General features: G+C 53.2%; 15 protein-coding genes, 1 tRNA gene and 1 pseudogene. 7 read left to right on the top strand and 10 right to left on the bottom strand.

Going from position 1 to position 17051, the window contains the following annotated elements:
- The 4 genes and pseudogenes from BP858_RS09850 to BP858_RS09835 all read right to left on the bottom strand — a co-directional run.
- A pseudogene (locus tag BP858_RS09850) lies at positions 1 to 194 on the bottom strand (hypothetical protein); the annotation flags it as partial.
- 458 nt (positions 195 to 652) lie between these two features.
- Positions 653 to 961 (bottom strand): hypothetical protein, encoded by a 309-nt coding sequence (locus BP858_RS09845; RefSeq protein WP_048104633.1) that lies wholly within the window; start codon positions 959 to 961, stop codon positions 653 to 655.
- A 316-nt stretch (positions 962 to 1277) separates the two neighbouring features.
- Positions 1278 to 1490 (bottom strand): hypothetical protein, encoded by a 213-nt coding sequence (locus BP858_RS09840; protein ID WP_286879403.1) that lies wholly within the window; start codon positions 1488 to 1490, stop codon positions 1278 to 1280.
- Positions 1491 to 1545: 55 nt separating this feature from the next.
- A complete protein-coding gene (locus tag BP858_RS09835) occupies positions 1546 to 1749 on the bottom strand; it encodes a hypothetical protein (protein WP_048104630.1) in 204 nt (67 codons plus the stop codon).
- A gap of 544 nt (positions 1750 to 2293) precedes the next feature.
- On the opposite strand from BP858_RS09835, the gene BP858_RS09830 reads away from it, so the two are divergent.
- The 3 genes from BP858_RS09830 to BP858_RS09820 are packed head-to-tail and all read left to right on the top strand — an operon-like array spanning position 2294 to position 7818.
- On the top strand, positions 2294 to 5131 hold the full coding sequence (locus BP858_RS09830) for a DEAD/DEAH box helicase family protein (protein WP_286879402.1): 2838 nt from the start codon (positions 2294 to 2296) through the stop codon (positions 5129 to 5131).
- A 6-nt stretch (positions 5132 to 5137) separates the two neighbouring features.
- The gene (locus BP858_RS09825; protein WP_286879401.1) at positions 5138 to 6310 is read left to right on the top strand and encodes a restriction endonuclease subunit S; all 1173 of its coding nucleotides are present in this window, start codon (positions 5138 to 5140) and stop codon (positions 6308 to 6310) included.
- Positions 6307 to 7818, top strand: a complete 1512-nt coding sequence (locus BP858_RS09820; protein WP_286879400.1) for a type I restriction-modification system subunit M — start codon at positions 6307 to 6309, stop codon at positions 7816 to 7818. The genes BP858_RS09825 and BP858_RS09820 overlap by 4 nt, the downstream gene beginning before the upstream one ends.
- 27 nt (positions 7819 to 7845) lie before the next feature.
- Here BP858_RS09820 and BP858_RS09815 read toward each other — a convergent pair whose 3' ends face one another.
- Positions 7846 to 8124: a hypothetical protein gene (locus BP858_RS09815; protein ID WP_286879399.1), complete on the bottom strand. Its 279-nt coding sequence runs from the start codon at positions 8122 to 8124 to the stop codon at positions 7846 to 7848.
- A 315-nt stretch (positions 8125 to 8439) separates the two neighbouring features.
- Between BP858_RS09815 and BP858_RS09810 the strand changes: the two genes are divergently transcribed.
- Together BP858_RS09810 and BP858_RS09805 are read left to right on the top strand one after the other, a co-directional pair.
- Positions 8440 to 9351, top strand: coding sequence for a restriction endonuclease (locus tag BP858_RS09810; protein WP_286879398.1), 912 nt, complete (start codon positions 8440 to 8442; stop codon positions 9349 to 9351).
- A 16-nt stretch (positions 9352 to 9367) separates the two neighbouring features.
- Positions 9368 to 9742, top strand: a complete 375-nt coding sequence (locus BP858_RS09805; RefSeq protein WP_286879397.1) for a hypothetical protein — start codon at positions 9368 to 9370, stop codon at positions 9740 to 9742.
- A 60-nt stretch (positions 9743 to 9802) separates the two neighbouring features.
- On the opposite strand, the gene BP858_RS09800 is transcribed toward BP858_RS09805, so the two are convergent.
- The 3 genes from BP858_RS09800 to BP858_RS09790 all read right to left on the bottom strand — a co-directional run bounded on the left by BP858_RS09800 (position 9803) and on the right by BP858_RS09790 (position 13259).
- The gene (locus BP858_RS09800; RefSeq protein WP_349680578.1) at positions 9803 to 11503 is read right to left on the bottom strand and encodes an AAA family ATPase; all 1701 of its coding nucleotides are present in this window, start codon (positions 11501 to 11503) and stop codon (positions 9803 to 9805) included.
- Entirely contained in the window at positions 11487 to 12362 is an 876-nt protein-coding gene (locus BP858_RS09795; RefSeq protein ID WP_286879395.1) for a hypothetical protein, read from the bottom strand. Before BP858_RS09795 ends, BP858_RS09800 begins: the two co-directional genes overlap by 17 nt.
- A 678-nt stretch (positions 12363 to 13040) precedes the next feature.
- On the bottom strand, positions 13041 to 13259 hold the full coding sequence (locus BP858_RS09790) for a type II toxin-antitoxin system HicB family antitoxin (protein ID WP_062266463.1): 219 nt from the start codon (positions 13257 to 13259) through the stop codon (positions 13041 to 13043).
- A gap of 122 nt (positions 13260 to 13381) precedes the next feature.
- Between BP858_RS09790 and BP858_RS09785 the strand changes: the two genes are divergently transcribed.
- Positions 13382 to 13618: a type II toxin-antitoxin system HicB family antitoxin gene (locus BP858_RS09785; protein WP_214166800.1), complete on the top strand. Its 237-nt coding sequence runs from the start codon at positions 13382 to 13384 to the stop codon at positions 13616 to 13618.
- Positions 13611 to 13904, top strand: a complete 294-nt coding sequence (locus BP858_RS09780; protein WP_074175323.1) for a type II toxin-antitoxin system HicA family toxin — start codon at positions 13611 to 13613, stop codon at positions 13902 to 13904. The genes BP858_RS09785 and BP858_RS09780 overlap by 8 nt, the downstream gene beginning before the upstream one ends.
- On the opposite strand, the gene BP858_RS09775 is transcribed toward BP858_RS09780, so the two are convergent.
- Positions 13899 to 15638 carry a GmrSD restriction endonuclease domain-containing protein gene (locus tag BP858_RS09775; RefSeq protein ID WP_286879394.1) on the bottom strand — a complete coding sequence of 580 codons (1740 nt, stop codon included), beginning with the start codon at positions 15636 to 15638 and terminating at the stop codon, positions 13899 to 13901. The genes BP858_RS09780 and BP858_RS09775 overlap by 6 nt on opposite strands.
- Positions 15639 to 16752: 1114 nt before the next feature.
- A tRNA-Ala gene (locus BP858_RS09770) sits at positions 16753 to 16824 on the bottom strand.
- Positions 16825 to 17051: the final 227 nt, after the last annotated feature.

Raw genomic sequence — 17051 nt, 5'->3', positions numbered from 1 at the left:
TCCAGTTCCACAAGTTCGCCGGCGGTCCCGCAGGCGCCCCTGGAGCATGCCTCGTCATGCAGCCCGCGACACTCCTCTTCGATGCGGTTGAGGTCGTCCATCGTGTACTTGTGATACCGTGCAAGGATACCTCCATACTCATGGACGAACGCCTTGATCTCTTTGAGGAGGTCCATCCGAGCCATTCTCGCCATCCGGTCCGGTGATGGTGATCCTGCTGTATTGATGCACCGGTCTCTCCCCGGGGTAGTGCGCTCCATGGTATCATCTTCCTCATGCGGAGAGTTATTCTTTCCGGAACGGATGTGAAACAGCGGAATCCGCTTCGCTGGCTAAAATGCAACCCTCAGCGGTTATGTCAACCGTGGGGCAACCTTCCTCCTGTCTCTCTTTGAGAAGCCACCGTGATGACGGGGATGGGGTTCGCCCCAGGAACAGTAACGTTACGCTCGACCATGAGGGCTACCGGGCCAGAACGAGGAGCCCGGGCAGACCCCGGCGAGTTTTTTAGGGCTGATGCCGCGGCGGAGCGCCTCCCTCTCCAGGCAGGCACGTTCACGGGAATCCACGTGGTCCAACTCCATTCGTGCTGGACGACATGTACCGGTGCAGGGTCTGCTGATGATCATACCAGTCAGCATGTGCCGCATGATCACCCGGATGATCCGGAAGATCGCTCCTCGCTCATTCTCTTTGCTTTCATCGCCTTCGCCCGATCGATAAGATACTCGAGCCTCGCGAGTTCGTCGGCGATCCCCCAGGCTTCCCTGCGGCGGGCCTCATCCTGCAGCCGGCGGCACTCCCCTTCGATGCGGTCGAGGTCGTCCATCGTGTACTTGTGATACCGGGCAAGGATACCCTCATACTCCTCTGCGAACGCGGTGATCTCCGCAATGAGGTTTATCTGGCCTCTCCTCACAGCACCGGGACTCCTGTCCGCCCCGGAAGCGGTATGTTCCATACTATATTCTCGCCACGGGGAGAGTTATCCTTTCCGCAAACGACTGGATGAGCGCTCCGAGGTTCGCCGGCGGTCAGTCCCGGCGGAGCTGTGCGATGAATCCTCTTCATGTTCTCCGTATCCATGCCATAAAGGCGTCTAGGGCGACGGATGCAAGCAATGAGAACACTCAATCTTCACAAGGGGTACGCCACAGGCGACAGGTCAGCCGAAGAGCACTCCCCTCGCATAATCGTACGGACCTGAATCAAGAAAAGGCAGGAAGATCGTTTGAGTAAATAAATGACCGAATATCAGTACCCGAAGTAAAAAGACGTTAGAACCGCCCATACCTCTTGTGCGCCTGCTCGATTGACATCACGGCAAGAACGTGCACTTCCTTCTCCGGCTCATGGATGCGGTAAAATGCCGTGAATGTGCGGCCGATATAGAGCCGGTAGGTGTCTTCCCGCCCGTGAATGTATAGGCGCTTCTTATCGCTCCCGCTGCCGGGAAACGGATCCTCCTGAAGGGTTTTGAGTTTTTCCATGACGATTCACCGGCTCTTCGGGCGGAGGCTCCGGATACTCCCAAGGGCCTTGCGGTTAATCGGTATCCGGTACGTCAAAGTCCAACTCCACGAAGTCCCCCTCTGCTTCGATGCGGTCCATATCTTCGATGAACCGGCGCTTCTTCTCCTGCTCCACCATATGAGAGAGAAGATCGTCGAACGTCTGGCCCGGGCGCTTCAGCTCGGAGACCTCTGTCCAAACCCGCTCCGAGACGGGGATTCTCTTCGTCGCGGCCATGGTAGTATTGTACATGATTGTCGTATTTACAATGTGTGCAGGATGGTAGACTACTGTTAATTCGATAATCCAGCAGCGTTAGGGGTGCTAAGAAAAAATGGCTCGTGCCTCTCTATCCTCACAGAGCACAGTGCAGCATTTGCTGTAAGTTCTTGTCCAGAGTCAGGTAGTGCTCCGGCATATGACTGACTATTGATTTCAGAGGATCCGACCGAATTACGTTGAGCAACAACCCGCACTCATGACAAAAACCACACGGCGAGAGTGTTTCCATTATCGGTTGTTTCATCGGGCACTACCGAATAACGGGGTGCGGCGAGAGTTTTGAGCCAGTCTCCAGGATCTCCCATGCACAGGCGTCCCCCGGTCATTCAGACCAAACTCGCAAAACCCGCAGGAGAACGCTGTTCCGGGTAGGGAAGGCGAGCCTTTACTGCAGAGCGCGCCGATAGCGGTCATGGAGATTTCACAAGCCTTATGTATACGCCTGTTTTGAGTAACTAATGAATAGGGTTCCCGGTTCTCCCGGGCGTGTGGTTCTCCAATGGACTTAAACGAATTACGGACGCGGAAAGAGAAGATAGACGTCTACCTTGCCGAGCAGGGCTGGGACGTCACCGACCGCGCTTCTGTAATCCTCGAAGTCGATACCAGACAGTCCGACTTTCTTGCATGTTCCTACAAGACCGTAGCCGAGACGCTGAAGAACGACCTGGAGAGCAAGTACGTCGACTACCTGCTCCTCGACAGTCTCGGCGCTCCGCTCGCCATCATCGAGGCCAAACGCACCTCAAAAGACCCGCTCATCGGGCAGAAGCAGGCGGAGCAGTATGCCGACGACATCAAGCGGCAGACCGGTAAGGACGTCTTCATCTTCCTCTCCAACGGCTACGAGATATGGTTCTGGGACCGGGAGCGCTATCCTCTTCGACAATTGAAGGGCTTCTACGCACAGAAAGACCTTGAGCGGCTCCGGTTCCAGAACGCGAGGATCGACCCCGAAAGACTGATCGAGGTCAACACCCGTATCGTCGATCGGCCCAAGAGCATCGAGAACGTCAAGCGGGTCCTTGAGCATCTCTATAAAGGTCACCGGAAGGCGCTGATCGTCATGGCGACCGGCACGGGGAAGACTCGCGTGGCGATGGCGATCATCGACGCCCTCCTGCGGGAGAACCGTGCACAGAGGGTGCTCTTTCTCGCGGACCGGAAGGCTCTCCGCGACCAGGCGTGGAACAAGGGGTTCCTCGAGTTCTTCCCCCACGAGGCGAAAGACAAGATCCTGCACGGCAAGTTCAACCAGGAAAAGCGGCTCTACGTCTCCACGATCCAGACGTTTCAGGAGATATATACCCGGATGGATGAGAGCGGGCAGTACCTCATCTCGCCCGGAGAGTTCGACCTGATCATCTCCGATGAGGCGCACCGGAGTATCTACAACAAGTGGCGGGACGTCTTCACGTACCTGGACGCCGTGCAGATCGGGCTGACGGCGACCCCTGCCGAACTGGTCGACCGGGACACGTTCCGGTTCTTCCAGTGCGACGGAGCCATGCCGACTGCGCTCTACTCGTATGATGAGGCAGTGCGGGACGGTGTGCTGGTCGACTTCCGCAAGAGCATTCTTGGCGCACAGACGCACTTCCAGATCGAAGGACTCCGCCCCGCCGACCTGACGGAGAGCGAACGCAGCCGGCTGATCGAGCAGGGGATCGACCCTGACGATATCGACTTTGAGGGGACGGAACTGGAGAAGAAGGTCGCCGTCAAGGGCACGTCTGAGGCGATAGTCCGGGAGTTTATGGAGAACTGCCTGATGGACCTGGCCGGGACGCTTCCGGCAAAATCGATCTTCTTTGCTATCTCAAAGAAGCACGCCCGACGGCTGCACGAGGCGTTCGACGACCTGTATCCAGAGTACAGGGGCCGATTGGCGCGGATCATCGTCTCGGACGACCCCCGCGCCGACGCCCTCATCCACGACTTCGAGCACGAGTCTTTCCCCCGCGTGGCGATCTCGGTGGATATGCTCGATACCGGTATCGACGTGCCGGAGGTCTGCAACCTGGTCTTTGCAAAACCAGTCTTTTCGAAGATCAAGTTCTGGCAGATGCTCGGGCGCGGGACGCGGTCGGATTCGGCGTGTAAGCACCGGGAGTGGCTGCCGGACGGGCATAAAGAGTATTTCAAGGTCTTTGACTTCTGGAACAACTTCGAGTACTGGAACATGAACCCCGAGGGGGTGAAGAACGAGCCGACCGAGGCAATTACGAGCCGGATCTTCCTCCTGCGGCTGAAGCAGCTCGCGTGCCTCCTGGAGCAGGGCGATGGGGAGCGGGTGGCGGTGGTCCGGCAGCGGATCGAGGAGGATATCCGCTCCCTCCCGATGGACTCGGTGAGCGTCAGGGAACACGAGCGGGAGATCGCAAAGGCACTCTCCCCGAACCTCTGGGATAACGTGGGCGTGGACCCCCTGGAGTACCTGAAGAGCACGATCATGCCCCTCATGCGTTTCCAGACCGGTGTGAACCTGAACGTGGCGTCCTTCACGCTCAAGGCGGAACGGCTGGGGCTGGCGGTGCTGGAGGGGAACGAGAAGGAGATCGAGCGGCTGGCCCCGGAGATCGGGGGAATGGTCGACCACCTGCCCCGGACGCTCAACGTCGTGAGAGAGAAGGAGGAGCGGCTGGATGAGGTGCTCTCTCATGCGTTCTGGAAGGGCCTCTCGTTTGAGGACGCTGCCGGGCTCATCGAGGATGTCGCCCCGCTGATGCGGTACATGTCAAAGGAGGCGTATGAGCCGATTGTCATTGATATGGGGGACATCATCAAGGAGCGCACATTCTGGACGCTTGCCGAGGAGGCGCCCGAGTATGAGGTGGCGTTCCGGGAGACGGTCGAAAGGAGGGTCACGGACCTTGCCGACCACAGCCCGGCCATCCAGAAGATCCTCCGGGATGAGCCGATCAGCGAAGAGGACCTGCGCGGCCTCGAGGAGGCGCTCTCTGAGGCCGGGGTGAACGTCACCGATGAGATGCTGCAGGCCTCGCCGCGGCATCCGCATGGCACGCTGATTGAGTTTATCCGGTCCCTCTTCGGTCTCTACGAGGCGCCCGACCCGAGGAAGAAGATTGAGGAGGCGTTTCGGACCTACATGATCGAGAACAACAAGCGCTACTCCGCCGACCAACTCCACTTCATCCGGACGATTCAGACCGTTTTTATGCGGAGGAAGCACATAGTTATGGACGATCTCTTCCTTGCCCCGTTCACGAACTTCGGGAGCACGGCACCGGTGCCGATGTTCGATGAGGATGATCTCGTGGCGTTTATCGGGATCTGCCAGGGGCTGGAGCGGGAGTTGTTTGCGGTGGAGGCGTGAGGTATAGTGAGATGGAAAGGGTTACCTGAAACGTGGGAGTCAAGGGCACTTGGCGAGGTTGCTGATATAACAATGGGGCAGTCTCCTCCTGGCTCCTCATATAATCAGATAAGTGATGGATGCCCGTTTTTACAGGGTAACGCAGAATTTGGAGTCGAATCGCCTACTCCGTCCTACTGGACTACAGAGCCACGAAAAATGGCACGAAAAGGGTCTGTCCTATTCTCGGTCAGAGCACCAATTGGTGCTGTAAATATTGCTAATACGGACTATTGCATAGGGAGAGGACTTTCCTCGGTTTCGTTACATCGTGGCGACAATAAATATCTTTACTACCTTCTACGGTACCTAAAACCGAGCATTGAACAAAAAGGGACAGGTTCTACCTTTAAATCTATAACAAAAACGACATTAGAAGATCTTGTTGTCCCTCTCCCCCCTCTCGACACCCAGCGCAAAATCGTCGCCATCCTCGATAAGGCAGAGGCAACGCAACGCCTGCGGGCAGAGGCGGATGCGCTGATGCAGAACCTGCTTCAGAGTGTTTTTGATGAGATGTTTGGCGACCCCATATCGAACCCTAAAGGGTGGCCAAGGGTGACATTAGAGGACTTATCTCTAGAAATTGTCGATTGCCCTCACTCGACACCTAAATACACTGAGGATTGTACTTTGTATCCTTGCATTAGGACTACTGAACTCAAAGACGGATTCATTGACTGGTCTGTCATGAAATACGTGGAAGATCAGGAATACAAAGAGCGGACAAAAAGACTCGTACCAAAAGAAGGTGATGTTATATATGGTCGGGAGGGTAGTTTCGGAGTCGCGGTGAGAGTCCCCAAAGGCGTAAATATTTGCTTAGGTCAGCGGACAATGCTTTTCAGGCCAAACTTAGAATTATGTGAAAGCGAGTTTCTTTGGGCCTTAATTAACTCCAAAGGACTTTATCAGCAAGCTTTGAAAAAAACGAGCGGTTCAACAGTTGGACACATCAATGTGAAAGATGTCAAACAGTTTGTGGGTTTTCGCCCACCGCTACAATTGCAAAAAACGTTTACGGACATCGTTAAAAAGATCGATGAAACGATGTCATATCAGAAATCGTCTGATAGATCAATCTCGGTTCTACTTGAATCAATAAACGCAAAAGCCTTCACCGGAGACCTAGTCGCATGAAACTCGCCCCCGAACTCAAATCCAAGATCGACACCCTCTGGGACCGCTTCTGGAGTGGCGGGATGTCAAACCCCCTCCAGTCCATCGAGCAGATGTCCTACCTCATCTTCATGAAGCGGCTTGAGGACATGGATGTCGTCGAGCAGAAACGTGCACGGCTGCGGGGGGTGCCGTATACCTCTGTCTTCGAGGACCACGAGGAGTGCCGGTGGTCGACCTGGAAGCACTACCCCGCCGAGCAGATGCTTGAGCATGTCCGGGACGTGGTCTTCCCCTTCATCAAGTCGCTCCACAACGGGGAGAAGACGCTCTTTGCCCGGCAGATGCAGGACGCCGTCTTCATCATCCCGAAACCCTCCCTCCTCCAGGAAGCGGTCGCCATCATCGACGATATGGACATCACCGCCCAGAACCGCGACACCCAGGGCGACATCTACGAATACCTCCTCTCCCAGCTCTCCACCGCCGGGAAGAACGGACAGTTCCGCACCCCCCGCCACATCATCAGGATGATCGTGGAACTGGTCGACCCCGATATCACTGACCGGATCTGCGACCCTGCGTGCGGCACGGCCGGCTTCCTTATCAACGCCTACGAGTATATCATCAGGAAGTACACAAGCCCCGACCTCCTAGAGATCGATAGCGAGGGCGAGTACCGCAACCTCATCGGCGACAACATCACCGACCAGAAACATTGGGAGAAACTCTGGAACGATACCTTCTACGGGTTCGACTTTGACTCCACGATGGCCCGGATATCGCTCATGAACCTGATGCTCCACGGCATCAAGGCCCCCCGCGTCGAACTCAAGGACACCCTCTCCAAACGCTACGATGAAGAGGAGCGCTATACCGTTGTCCTTGCCAACCCGCCCTTCAAGGGGAGCATCGACAAGAGCGACATCAACGATGCCCTGACCCTCAAGACGAAGAAGACCGAACTGCTCTTCGTCGAGCGGATGATCCAGCTCCTGACGATAGGCGGGAAATGCGGCGTTATCGTGCCCGACGGCGTGCTCTTTGGGAGTTCCAGGGCGCACAAGGGGCTCCGCCGGATGCTCCTCGAAGAGAGCCAGCTCGAAGGCATCGTCTCCATGCCCTCCGGCGTCTTCAAGCCCTACGCAGGCGTCTCGACCGCCGTTTTAATCTTCACGAAAGGCGGGAAGACTGAGAGGGTCTGGTTCTATGACATGGAGGCGGACGGCTACTCGCTCGATGACAAGAGGACCTTCATCGACGGCAGGGGCGACATCCCCGACATCATCGAGCAGTTCCGGAAGCGAAGGGAGGCAAACCCGACCGACCGGAAGGCGAAGTGCTTCTATGTGCCGGTTGAGGAGATCCGGGAGAACAACTACGACCTCTCGATCTCCCGCTATAAGGAGATAGAATACGAGGAGGTGGAGTACGAGCCGCCGGAGGTTATCATCGGGAAGATTGAGGACCTGGAGAGGGAGATCCTGGAGAATTTGAGTGAACTGAAGGCGCTGTTGGGGAGGGGGTAGGGGTTGTGCACCCCCTGCTACCATTCATCAAACCTGAAGCATATCAAGAATACTCCCTAGAAACCCGGAAAACCACGCGAGGAGTGCTAAAGCACCTGTTATCCCGCTCACTGCGATGAGGAGATAGAGCCCATTAATTGAGATGGTTTGGAGATTCTCGACATTTTCTTTAGTCTGTTCATCTTCGATATGCCTATCTGTAATATCGCTTAATACACCGGAGATAACTGAAAATACAAAAACAAAAAAAATTAAGACAACTGTCACTTGAAAACCAGCAAATATGATTCCAAGCAGTTTCTGCATGGAGATGAATGGCCGTTAAGACTCTTATAATCTCTTGGTGCGCCGTGAAAGTGTCTTTTATAATTCGGACTCAGTCAGGTCACCCATTTCTCGACGTAGGTCATCTTTTTCACAGGGCTCTCAATGCCTTTGCGATCGCGGTGGTCAGTGCTCATAGTCTGTGATGAACATCGGTGATCGTAAAAGCGTGGTTCACTCTTCAAGAAATACAAGTGATTCCTACTTCTATTTCAGCACTTCCGCTCTCATAATAGAGAACACTAACTATCCCTCTTTATATATACGCAGGTTAAATCAGGTTTATAAGTGGTGATAATGCCCATACCTGACTATGAATCAATTATGCTCCCTCTTCTCAAACACATAGCCGATGGTAAAGAGCATCAGATGGCAGAAGACAGAGATATTCTCGCAGACAGGGTTTTTCATCTAACCGAAGATGAAAGGCGAGTGCTACAACCAAGTGGAAGATCCAAAACGTATGATAATCGGTTTGGGTGGGCAAGGACATATCTCACGAAGGCCGGGCTTATCGAGGTTACTGGACGAGGAAGATACAAGATTACGCAGAGAGGACTCGACATTGTCAAGAGTGATCCACCTGCGATAAACAATGACTTCTTGATGCAATTCCCCGAGTTTAAAGAGTTTAAGATGGGTTCTCGTCAGAATAACAGCGGGGATAAGACTGTTAAAATTCCTCCTCAAACACCTGAAGAAGTGTTAGAAGCGGCGTATACTGAGTTACGGCAGCAACTGGCGCAGGATATTTTAAAGCGTGTGATGGATTGCGATCCTTCCTTTTTTGAGGGACTTGTCGTTGATTTGCTTGTCAAAATGGGGTATGGAGGCTCTCGTAAGGATGCTGGTGAAGCCATCGGTCGTATCGGAGATGGGGGCATCGATGGCAGGATTAAAGAGGATAGACTGGGTTTAGACACGATATACATCCAAGCGAAGAGGTGGGAAGGTTCTATCGGCAGACCGGTAGTGCAGGCTTTTGCAGGAAGTCTGGAGGGCCAGAGGGCGAAGAAGGGCATCCTTATCACGACATCGCAGTTTACCCAGGATGCGAAGGATTACGTGAATATAATCGAGAAGAAGATTGTCTTAATCGATGGCGAGCAATTAGCGCAATTTATGATCGATTATAATGTTGGCGTGACCGAAACAGCAAGTTATGAGATAAAGAAAATCGATTCGGATTATTTTGGGGATAGTGAGTAGACACGGAGGCATTCTTATGGATCTTACGCAGAGGGAGCGGCTACTTCTCATAGAGAAGAAGGACGAGATTCGGAAAGTGACCGAAGAAATTCTCGAATGTTATGAAGATCCAAATAGATGGGGTGAGATTGGTAAAAAACAGAATCATGTACTGTCATTGCTGAGTACGCTCGGTTCATTCTCGAAAGCAGATCGGGATTTAACCCCTCTAACTAAAATGGCAGTATACATTACCGGTGTTGGTGGTCTTAGCGGATATCAATTCGTGAGGATACATATAGAAACATTTTGTGCGGTTGCAAATTCTGTGCAGTTTGAATTCACCAAAGGGGGCATCAAACTACATATTCCTAAAATCGATTTAAGCATCTTTAAAAGTGAATTCCCGTAACGAGTCCATCAAATCATATCCCTCTCTGGTTTGACGGCCTCAGTTAAAAACTGAAAATCCTCAGAGCCCCGGCACCAGCTCCTCCACCCCCGTAATTCTCTGGACAATCCCGGCAACGATCTCCCTCTCTTCCGGTTGCATATTCGTGTAATACAATTTCGTATCGTTTGTCTCGACAATTTCAATGGCATCAGCAACCGGTTTCAGGAACCACTGAAATTCGGTGCCCTTGAGTCTGATTATCTCATCAACGACACTCTTTATCGCGGGTATCTCTCCCTCCCCGATGATCCATTTCAGGAAATCCACGGTGATCTTCTTCACCAGACCCGGTTCTAAACGGCCCGCTTGAGTATACGCAATGTCTATTAAGCGCAAGCCATTCGTCCGGTTCCCATCCCGCAGTTCCTCTCCTGCAAGAGCCAGGGAAAGATGCACAAACTGCAACAACTGCTCCGGATCTATAAACGGCCCCTCCACGTTCTCGATCGCTACCAGTGCTTCATTTCGCTTCCGGGTTGCGATATACGAGGCGATCGCGATCATCCGGTTTTCACCCTCTGCGACTCCCGATGGTTCCCGGCATACCATATCGAGAACCGCCGCCCGCTCGTCCGGGCTGTACCAGTCTCTCACGAACTCGATGAACCTGAATACGCGATCCCTTCCGGGTGATCTCCGCATCGCCCGCCACAGCCCCAAGAGGCGCTCCCGGGCCTCATACGATGTCCTTCTCCCCATCGGGTGAGAGATGACGTATCCGTCCCTCTCCAGCCTCCTGAGCTGTGCGTTCACTGTTGCGGGGTCCAGCCGGGACCGTTCTGCGATCTCCTTTGGTGTAAGGGGGGTTTCTGCGCTGAGGACCGTATCGAAGATAAGCCTTCGCTGTCCCGTAAGCCTCTGAAACACCTCCTGGTAATACGGCGTCTGCTCGTCCATCATCTCAAAAAAGATCTTCCCCGCATCATCGATCCCGCCCCTCGAGATAGTCTCATACAGCAGGATAACCAGTCGCGGGTTGCCGCCGATGAGATGGAAGAGCGCCTCGATTGTTGGTTCGTAATCCTGGAAGTTCTCGATGAAAGCGGTATTGCCGTCGACCTGCGCAACTCTCTTCATCAACTCTTTGACTTCAGCGAGTTTGAGTTCCTGGAGATGAAAGATCCGGAAGAAATTGTAAAAGGGCTCATCATGGTCTGATACGCCGGGGAAGACCGACGGTGCTGAAGCAACTACTGAAAAGGCGTTTGTCTGCTGGAATATCGATCTCAGTGCCTGGATCTCGCGTTTGTCCATCTGGTTGAAGAGTTCGTGCAGATTCTCAACGAATATTGCAATCTGTTTCCCCTCAGTCGATGCAATCTCCTTGAGCATATCAACTGCAACGTCACGGACCAACCGGTCTTCTTCGAGCGCAATTACATCCGCGACGCCGATCCCCAGCTCTTCCAGTACCCTCAAGAAGAAGTCAGACGCCCTGAATATCGAATACTCCTCCTCCGCAAGTTTTACGGGGATTATCCTCTCAGCGAGGTCATCGCGTATCCTCTGGTAGAGCAGGGTCATCAGGTGAGATTTTCCGATGCCACGGGGTCCGACAAGAAGGAAAAAGCGCGGAGTTCCGCTCCCGGACGCCTGATCGATCTCTTCAAGCAGGCTTTCTGCGAGTTTCTGGCGGCCTACGAGAAGATACTGGAGCGTTTCCCGATCCAGGGTCGCGGGAGAGTATCGACAGAGGGTTACACTACTCGACGCTGGCATAATATATCCTCCACCAGTCCCGGAGCATCTTTGAATAAAATTTCAACTCGCCGGGAATCTCCGAGGTGACATAAAAATCGTGATTCAACTGTGCCAGCAGTCCTCGAAACGCATCTTCATCCCCTGACCCGTAGTTGCGTCTGAAGATGTCATACGCAATACTCATGGGCAGGGACTCTGCGACACTCACCTTCCCAAGGATTGCGCGTGCAGCCTTTGCTTCCTGCTCGGAGTATAAAATCCGGAGACGCCGCGAATAATGCTCAAAGTAATGGCGTCCCTCGCTGCCGAGGATCCTTCGATTGTACACCCTCTCTACCAGCGCCGGGGAGGGCACTCCCCCGGAGATATCCACCTCCTCCTTTAAGCCGGAGAGCAGGATCATGATGAAGTAGGGAATGTAGGGATCACCAACAGAGTCGAGAACGGCTCTGCCGATCTCCGGTGAATACTCCCACCCTTCCCCGCGGAAGACGTGTTCGATGACCGATAGTGCGACATCTTCTTCGAATCCTCCGATGTTGACCCTCCGGAAGTCGTTTATGACCGCGATTCCACCGACGTTGTAGACGACATGGTCGATGCTGACCGAGCCTCCAACGATGAATCTCACCCTGGGCGATACCTGCCGCAGCCGCCGGAACCAGTGCAGGAACTTCCTTGCATCGTCATCCTCCATATTCTGTATTGCAACCGGAAACTCGTCCAGGATAACACATACCGGCCCAGTGATCTCTCCGATAATCTCATCTATCTTCTTCGCCTTCTCATACCAGTCATCGGCGAGCTCCGCTCTCAGGTGACTCCGGAGTTTGGCCCTGAAGGCCGGGGTCTCAATCTCATCGATGTTTTCCTGCACCCGGGCAAACACCTTCCCAAGAGCGGAGAAGATCCTGGTTTTATGGCTCGCACCCTCACACTCGATGAGTGCCGTAACGAGATCCGTGATGAACTCTCCCGGTGAAGTGACGTTCTCAACCTCAAGGAATACACACGGGTGTTGCCTGCTCTGCAGCCTTTTTTCGATGTTTAGCATGATCGAAGTTTTACCGAACCGCCGTGGGGCGACAAGCATGACATGATCCTTTTCGATGGTACTCAGGATGAATGCGGTCTCGCGCTCGCGGTCGATGAAGTCGTCTCCGGTTGCAGGGCTTCCGACGGGTAACAAGTCAATCACCTAACGTTATTGTTACATATCATTTTTGTTATATAACTAACTTATGTTTGGCGTTGCCGGTGGGCAGGGGTAAAGTGTGATCTCAAACATCCTGGCACCTCATCGGTGCCATTACGTATCATGACATCCAGGTAAAAAACCGAAGAATCGAGAAAATAACGGCGCGCGAAATCTTTCCAAAAACGATTGGACCGAGCGGGATTTGAACCCGCGGCCTCTACCATGCCCGGACGGACATCCTGTAGGCCGCTGATCGAATAAATCCACGGGATCTGTTGCTAGGATGCACCGGGAGATCCATGCGAGGGATAAGTCATCAAAACTCTGGAGAAGAAGGGGTTTGGTGACCGGATGAGGTTATCCTCTACCGACCGCTACGTAAATTGCTGAAGATCGTGATGGTGGAATTGGGAGTCCATCCCCCCTGAGTCCCTCAATGTGGAGCTCGATTGCCTCGTGCATCCGCTCCTCTGCTTCCTCACGGGTCGCTCCGGTCGCCACGCATCCCGGAAGGTCCGGGGAGTATGCCGAGTAGTTGCCGTCGGTCTGCTCGACGATGACAAGGAATCGATACATCATATTTCTCCTCATGTTAGTCCAGCTTGTCGAGTCAAAAACGATCCTATCCCCTATGGTGTCACCCGCACGGATACCCTTTATACCACATCGGGTAATGTATATCATGAGCGGGGTGCAATATGGCGAGAAGCCTGAATTACCGTATCCTCCTCCGGAGAGAGCCGGAAGGCGGGTATACCGTCACTGTGCCGACGCTTCCCGGCTGCGTCACCTTCGGGGAGACCGTCGATGAGGCAATAGCGATGGCACGGGAGGCCATTGAACTCTACATCGAAGACCTCCAGGAGAAGGGCGAGGAGATCCCCACCGAGGAAGGACTTCTGGAATACACCCTCACCGTCGAAGCCCATGCCTAAACTTCCGGCACTCACGCCCCAGAAAGTCATCAACATTTTGGAAAAGAAGGGGTTTGTGCTGAGCCGGGTGAAGGGGAGCCATCACCTCTTCTATCACCCTGAGACAAAATGCCGGGTTGTCGTCCCGGTGCATGGGCGGGACCTCCCGACCGGCACGCTCCTAGAAATTCTCAAGCAAGCCGGGGTTGGGCAGGAGGAGATTGAAGATTTTTATAAATGTAGGATCCACTCGCCAGCGAAGCAAACCAGTTCCCGTAACTACCCCAGGCATTTGTGGATGTTATAATTTCTGGTAGTACTGGCGAATCTTCTCTGCCATCAGCTGCCGCCGCGCCTGAAGGAATTCATCGTAATCCCCGATCTCCATATTCTCGATCCCTTCCGGAATACAGTGTGCCAAGAAGTTATTTTTCATCTCCTCTAGGCTAGTAATTCCTCCATACAGCAGGTGCCCCTCTAAAGACTGTTCCAGCAGCGCAGTGAAATAGTCTGAAGGCGCCCGGTCGCCGATGGCGATGTTGATCTCGCTTTGCATCATCACGTAGTTGGCAATCTGGTTATACCTCCCTCTCGAGAGGCCAAACCCCTTCAGGTAATTCTTTGGAAAGAGATGGTGTACGTCGCCACGGTGCGTGATGAGGTCACGGACAGTGATGTCCCTTGATAAAAATCCTTTATCATTGCCATGTACCTGTGCAGCAAGGTAGACGTTGAAGTAGGGGCTGCTTGCAACAGATGTATTCATCGCCTGAGGCAGCCCGGAATTCCAGAATGCATCGGACAACTCAGCTTCCTCGATCTCGGCAAGAAGTTTCATCGCGCCGTGTTCGTTGATCTGCCGGATATCAAAGTTCATTGCGCTTTCAGGAGAAGCCGAATAACGCCCGGTAAGGATTGACATGACAAACCACCTTCGAACACAATGCTCGATAACCTCCGGCTTCTCCTGCTGGTTCCGCATTGTTAAGTAAACGGCATATGCAAAATTCAACGCATTCTGCGATCGGATCATGGATTTATCAATGAACCCTGACGACCGAATGATCATTAAAAACCGTTTAAAGTTTGTCTCGCTCATGAAGTTGAGAATCCCTTTATCGAGCATCTCAAACGATTGCTCGACAATTGCCTCCTCATACTCCCGCGTTTCGAAGTTTCTCCCCGAAAGAAGGGCTACCAGGTCTTCTAACTTGCCACGTTTGAATTCCGACGTGAAGGCCACCCGGAGCATGTCGGTGTAGGATGGATCGTACAGGTCATCGTTTTCGTGTTGAAGCCAGCCCATTTTGCCAAAATAGGTTGTAGCAGCGAATTCTTTATCTTCCTGCTGAATCTGCTCATAAAAATCCGGAGCGACCGCAAGGTGACAGAAGTAGTCAATGCATTTTCGGAGAAGGTTGCCGCCATGCGTTTCATCGGCCGCGATCTTCGACATAACAAAGTCTGCCTGGCTTAGAACAGTCCCTTTCGAGTTAATGCGGATAAAGATCTCGGTAACGGTCTCGATATCCAGATCAGAGTTTAACTCGATAAGCCCGATATGGTTGTTTACGATGCCCTGTAAAAGACTCACACTTTCATAAATCTCATCCTGGTCGGCTCCGGGGTTTTCGGCACAGTAGTCTCTCACAAACTGTAACATCCTGAAATTAGGCGAGAGGACGCCCGAGATATCGGCAAGCCACTGCTTGTCTTTCTTTATGGCCGGGTTGCTGACCTCAAATCGTCGTTCAAGGGGGTTGAAGGCGATGACGATATTTACTCTCTTATACTCCTTGGTGACCACCCTCTGCCCGAGGAGTGCCGCCATCAGGGCTGTGACTCGCTGTTGTCCGTCAATCAGGATCCTTTTTCCATCCGATACTCTACCATCCTTTAAGCGGACATTTGGGTTTCTCCATGCAATCAGATAGCCGACCGGATATCCCGCATACAGTGAATCAATGAAATCACGTACCTGGGTCGTTGACCAGACAAAGGGCCGCTGAATCTCTGGGATAGCAATCTCGTTTGATTTCACCCATGTCAGGAGTGTCTGGATTGGATGTTGATTTACGGAGTATCTTTGAATTGTCATATTCTCCTCTTTCTGTAGCGTTGAGAGACTTTGAGACGAATATCAGCGATTTAATGGTGCCAGAGGGTATTTCATCTGTTAACAAGACTCTTTACAGTGCATCGGAACAATTTACTCTCGCTCAACACGGTTAATATATCATTCGATTTCGATAACTCCAATAGAGTCAGATTGCTGCTTTGAAAGTGATCTATTGAGGTGAAGTCGGTCAACCCTGATTGGATAATCATCTTTCGGCATCTTCTGGTGGAAACCCCGCAAAGATCAGAGTTTTTCTCAACTGACGCCCCTGGAGGCAAGGCTCGCAATAGTGTTTATGACGGGCTCCTCCACCTGGGGCATATAACGACGTTCCTCATGCACGTGTGGCGGAGAGCACGCGGAGGCAGTGCGGACCGGGGACCACTGTCCCGGCCCTGGCGACTCTTACAGCATTACAGCAGGTTTTCAGCAGATTTCCAGCAGGTGCTGTAAGGATCGCTCTCCCCGAGATGGCGCTGAATCAGGGAATACTAGTGCATCGTGTCACGTTATTTTGAAGATTTCGATGCACGAGGTGGAATGCCAATTGCCACATATGAAGACGGGGAGCCCGCTACAACCTCACGCGAAGTCGCGAAGATCGCGAAGGTGACGTCGGATTTTTGGGTTTAAGATGACAAAGAGCACTAGTACAGAGAGACACACACAGTTCGACCGGTTCCCCGGTCTCCGGGGGTGTGCGTGTGTGAATCCCGGAATGCTGCAATCACAACCTGTATACCGCAGGATAGGCCCCCGAATTGAAATTCACTGGATTTAATCCGGCAGTTTGATTATAACGGGCTCCGTAAACCGCTGAAAACTGCTGAAAACAGAGGAGGATTGCAGGAAGCACGTTCGGGGGGAACCGTGCCCCTGCCCAGGGTGCTTATATCCAGACTGTCAGCCTTCAGTGGCCGAGTTCCAAAACCTGAATAACTGCGTTGGCAACCTCAACTAATCCCGAGGATCCCTTAGCCAGAAACGTTATCCCCAGTAATCAATCGCCAACAAAAATCTCTCAGAACAGCAAACATGGACCGAGCGGGATTTGAACCCGCGGCCTCTTCCATGCCAAGGAAGCGATCTCCCCCTGATCTATCGGCCCCTGTTACCCTATACTGTTGATCGTGATCCCATAAAAAGGATTGCTGCCGGCCGCTCCCCTATCCCTCGCGAGCAAGGCTCGAAAGCCGGGAGAGCACCCGCTCCCGCGCATCATCCATGTTCGGGCGCGCCACAATGGCGCCCTGCCTGACATGTGGCGAGAGGAGCGCCGTCGCACCCTCAGGCGCCGGAGCGGTGAGGGGGAGCGTGACGCGCCCGCCCCCGGCC

Source organism: Methanoculleus sp. UBA413 (genome assembly GCF_002502935.1).
Taxonomy (GTDB): Archaea; Halobacteriota; Methanomicrobia; order Methanomicrobiales; family Methanoculleaceae; genus Methanoculleus; species Methanoculleus bourgensis.
This window is presented reverse-complemented; position numbering and strand designations above follow the sequence as displayed.

Coding starts and splice junctions, on each gene's coding strand:
- BP858_RS09845 (WP_048104633.1), bottom strand. CDS start 961: ATGGAACATACCGCTTCCGGGGCGGACAGGAGTCCCGGTGCTGTGAGG.
- BP858_RS09840 (WP_286879403.1), bottom strand. CDS start 1,490: ATGGAAAAACTCAAAACCCTTCAGGAGGATCCGTTTCCCGGCAGCGGG.
- BP858_RS09835 (WP_048104630.1), bottom strand. CDS start 1,749: ATGGCCGCGACGAAGAGAATCCCCGTCTCGGAGCGGGTTTGGACAGAG.
- BP858_RS09830 (WP_286879402.1), top strand. CDS start 2,294: ATGGACTTAAACGAATTACGGACGCGGAAAGAGAAGATAGACGTCTAC.
- BP858_RS09820 (WP_286879400.1), top strand. CDS start 6,307: ATGAAACTCGCCCCCGAACTCAAATCCAAGATCGACACCCTCTGGGAC.
- BP858_RS09815 (WP_286879399.1), bottom strand. CDS start 8,124: ATGCAGAAACTGCTTGGAATCATATTTGCTGGTTTTCAAGTGACAGTT.
- BP858_RS09810 (WP_286879398.1), top strand. CDS start 8,440: ATGCCCATACCTGACTATGAATCAATTATGCTCCCTCTTCTCAAACAC.
- BP858_RS09805 (WP_286879397.1), top strand. CDS start 9,368: ATGGATCTTACGCAGAGGGAGCGGCTACTTCTCATAGAGAAGAAGGAC.
- BP858_RS09800 (WP_349680578.1), bottom strand. CDS start 11,503: ATGCCAGCGTCGAGTAGTGTAACCCTCTGTCGATACTCTCCCGCGACC.
- BP858_RS09790 (WP_062266463.1), bottom strand. CDS start 13,259: ATGTATCGATTCCTTGTCATCGTCGAGCAGACCGACGGCAACTACTCG.
- BP858_RS09785 (WP_214166800.1), top strand. CDS start 13,382: ATGGCGAGAAGCCTGAATTACCGTATCCTCCTCCGGAGAGAGCCGGAA.
- BP858_RS09780 (WP_074175323.1), top strand. CDS start 13,611: ATGCCTAAACTTCCGGCACTCACGCCCCAGAAAGTCATCAACATTTTG.